Annotated in this window: 3 protein-coding genes; all 3 read right to left on the bottom strand. The window is 73.4% G+C overall.

The window, feature by feature from the left end:
- Nucleotides 1–92: 92 nt before the first annotated feature.
- Entirely contained in the window at nucleotides 93–1,625 is a 1,533-nt protein-coding gene (locus PKY62_RS12805) for an MATE family efflux transporter (protein ID WP_324537557.1), read from the bottom strand.
- Nucleotides 1,626–1,805: 180 nt separating this feature from the next.
- Nucleotides 1,806–2,786 (bottom strand): phosphotransferase family protein, encoded by a 981-nt coding sequence (locus PKY62_RS12800; RefSeq protein WP_324537555.1) that lies wholly within the window; start codon nucleotides 2,784–2,786, stop codon nucleotides 1,806–1,808.
- A gap of 72 nt (nucleotides 2,787–2,858) precedes the next feature.
- Nucleotides 2,859–3,335 (bottom strand): NAD(P)-dependent oxidoreductase (locus PKY62_RS12795; protein ID WP_324537553.1); only part of this gene is annotated, 477 nt, incomplete at its 5' end.

The following is a 3,335-nucleotide window of genomic DNA, read 5'->3' as shown; positions in this document are numbered from 1 at the left end:
CCCTGGCGCTCGACGTGCCGGCTCACGGCGTGCGACTGCTCGAGCTGACCCGGTCCTGAGCCTGCTGCCGAGCCGAACGGCGCCGAGGAGACCTACCGCGTCGGCGCGGAGCGTCGCCACGGGGTGGTGCGCCGGCGGGAAGCCCGCACGGGCGCTGCGCACCGCTCGACCCTCCCGGGCCCGAGATGCCGTTCCGCGTGAGCCGGCATGGGCGGTCCGATGTCCGGCTGCGGCTGCGGCTGCGGCTGCGGCTGCTGCCCGGCCAGCCGCCTCGACCGGTCCGCGTGCCGCGAGACGAGTCCGTCCATCTCGCGGTGCGCGCGCAGGTACGCCACGACCAGCAGGGCGAGCGCCGCGGTCCAGGCCAGCGGGTTGCCCCAGACCACGCCCTCGAACCCCCACGTGGCACCCAGGACGACGGCGGCGCCGACCCGGAAGATGAGCTCGAGCACGCCGGTCAACGTCGGCACGACCCGGTGCCCGAGGCCCTGCAGCGCGCCCCGCAGCACGAACAGCGCGCCCAGGATCACGTACAGCGCGCCGTTGACGTGCAGGTAGTACGTCGCCAACGCCACCACGTGGTCCTCGCCGTCGCCGACGAACAGCCGCACGAGCCCGGCGCCGCCGGCGATGACGCCGACCCCGATCAGCACGGCCACCCCTGCCGAGAGCCACAGGCCCTGCACGACCCCGGTCCGGATGCGCTCGGCGTGCCCGGCGCCGAGGTTCTGCGCGGCGTACATCGAGACCGCCAGGCCGAGCGAGGCCAGCAGCGTGACCGCGAGGCCGTCGACGCGCGCTGCGGTGGTGTACGCGGCGACGGCCTCCGAGCCCAGCTCGTTGAGCCGTACCTGGACGGCCAGGATCCCGATCGCGATGATCGAGGCCTGGAAACCCATCGGCAGGCCGAGGCTGAGGTGATGGCGGATCTCGGCTCGGGTGACGTGCCAGTCCGCGCGATGCACGTGCAGCACGGGGACCGCCCTGATGACGTGCAGCAGGGTGAGCGCGACGGCCACGCCCTGCGACAGCACCGTGGCCAGGGCCGCGCCGGCCACGCCGAGCCCGAGCACCGGCACGGCGACGAGCACGAGCACGATGTTCAGCAGGCAGCTGATCACGAGGAAGACCAGCGGGGTCCGTGAGTCCCCGATCGCCCGGATCACGGCTGCGAGGTAGTTGAAGAACATCGTCGTCCCCGCGCCGAGGAAGCTGACCACCGTGAACACGGTCGCCTGGGCCATGAGCTCCTCGGGGGTGCGGAGCAGCCGGAGCATCGGCTCGGCGATGAGCGGTGCGACGACGGTGATGGTGAGGGTCGTCGCTGCCGTCAGCAGCGTCCCGGCGGCGACCGAACGGCGCACCCCGCGGGCGTCGCCCGCCCCGAACGCCTGCGCGGTGGGGATCGCGAACCCCGAGGTCAGGCCCCAGGCGAAGCCGATCAGCAGGAAGAGGAAGCTGCCCGTCGCCCCGACGGCGGCGAGCGCCTGGACACCGAGCACCCGGCCGACGACGACGGCGTCCACGAACTGGTAGAGCTGCTGCACGACGTTGCCCAGGAGCAGGGGGACGGCGAACACGAGGATGACGCGCCAGGGGCGGCCGACCGTGAGGTCCTTGGGCATGACGAACGGGCTCCGCGTTGTCGTCGGGTCGAGCAGGGCGCGACGACCCTGTCGCATGGACTCTATCGAATCGATACGACACGAGGTGCGCAAGTCTCGTCGTGGATTCGGGCGGCGTGTCGCGAGCGACACGCCGCCGCGGCCGGCGTCGTCGACCCGTGGGCGGACGGCGGGGCCCGCTCAACCGAGCCGGTCGGCGTCCCGCCGCACGAGCTGGGCGACCTGCCCGGGCAGCAGGCCGGTCGCCCAGTCGTGGATGTCGGTCGTCGCGTAGTGCCGGAAGGCACCCTCCTGGGCGGCGATGACGAGCAGGTACACGTCGTACCAGAGCGCTCGGCGGCGCTCGGTCGGGGTCAGGTCGCCGCGGCCGTAGCCCTCGAGGAACGCCGCGTCGGCCGCGTAGGTACGGAAGCCGACCTCGAGCAGCGGGTCGCCCCACAGGCTCCGCTCCCAGTCGATGAGCCCCGTGACCGCGCCGTCCTCGACGAAGACGTTGCCCGCCCACAGGTCCCAGTGGACCAGCCGCGGGGTCCCGACCTCGTCGAGGACGTCGCGGTCACGCCGCAGCAGCGCGCGGACCTCGTCCGGCGCGACGTGGAGGTCGACGGCCATGAGCTCGGCGTCGGCGAGCGCACCGTCCATCATCGTCGTGAAGACGTCCGCCCATGTCGGGCCCTGCAGGGCCGGCTGAGCGAGGTAGCCGAAGGCCGGACCGGTGATCTCGTTGATCAGCCGGGTCAGCCGGCCCACCTCGCGGCGCACGGACTCGCCGGCCGCGAGGGTGAGCGTCGCCTCGGCGGCGGCGAGGCTGATGCCCGGCAGCACGCTCATCACGACATAGGGCGCGCTGCACACCCGACCCGACGGGTCGAAGTGGATGACTCGCGGTGCCGGCACCCCCGGGTCCCGCTCGGCCACCATCCGCATCGCCGCGACCTCGGCGTGCATGAGGTCGCGCTCGCTGCTCATCACCGGGACGTCGGGCGCCGGCGCGACCTTGACCACGACGTCACGCCCGTCCGTGGCGCGCAGGCGGTACGCCACGTTGAAGAAGCCGTCGGAGAGCTCGCTGGCCTCGCGGAGCTCTGCGCCGGGCAGCGCGGCCCGCAGGATCCGCGCCAGCGTGGGTCTGTCCTGGATGTTCTTGGTCCGGTGGTGCACGGTGCCATTGTGGGTGGTGGGCGCGTGTGGTGGGCCGCGTCTCGTCGGCCAGTGCCAAGGCCGGTGCCCGGGTCAGTGGTGCGTGCGGTCGAGCGCCGTGAGCAGCCCGTCGACGAGCTCGAGGTCGCACTCGAGCGTCGACCCGCCCAGGTGCGGTGTGATGACGACGTTCTCCAGCTCGAGCAGCGGGTGGTCCGCACCGAGCGGCTCGTCCCCGTGCACGTCGAGGCCAGCGGCCGCGAGCCTCCCGTCGCGCAGCGCGGCGAGCATCGCCGCCTCGTCGACGACCGGACCGCGGGCGGTGTTGACCAGCGTGGCGCCGCGCGGCAGTCGAGCCAGCTCCGCGGCGCCGATGGTTCCGCGGGTCGAGTCGTTCAGCGGGAGCGCGACGACGAGCACGTCGGACGTCACGAGCAGGGTGTCCAGGTCCACCTGCCGCGCGCCGGTCGAGCGCTCGAGCACGGGGAGCGGCCGACGGTCGGTGAACTGCGCACAGGCCCCGAGCGCGGTGAGCATCCCGAGGAGGGGACCGCCGATCCGGCCGCCGCC

This window comes from Actinotalea sp. (assembly GCF_035443605.1).
Classification (GTDB): Bacteria; Actinomycetota; Actinomycetes; order Actinomycetales; family Cellulomonadaceae; genus Actinotalea.
This window is presented reverse-complemented; position numbering and strand designations above follow the sequence as displayed.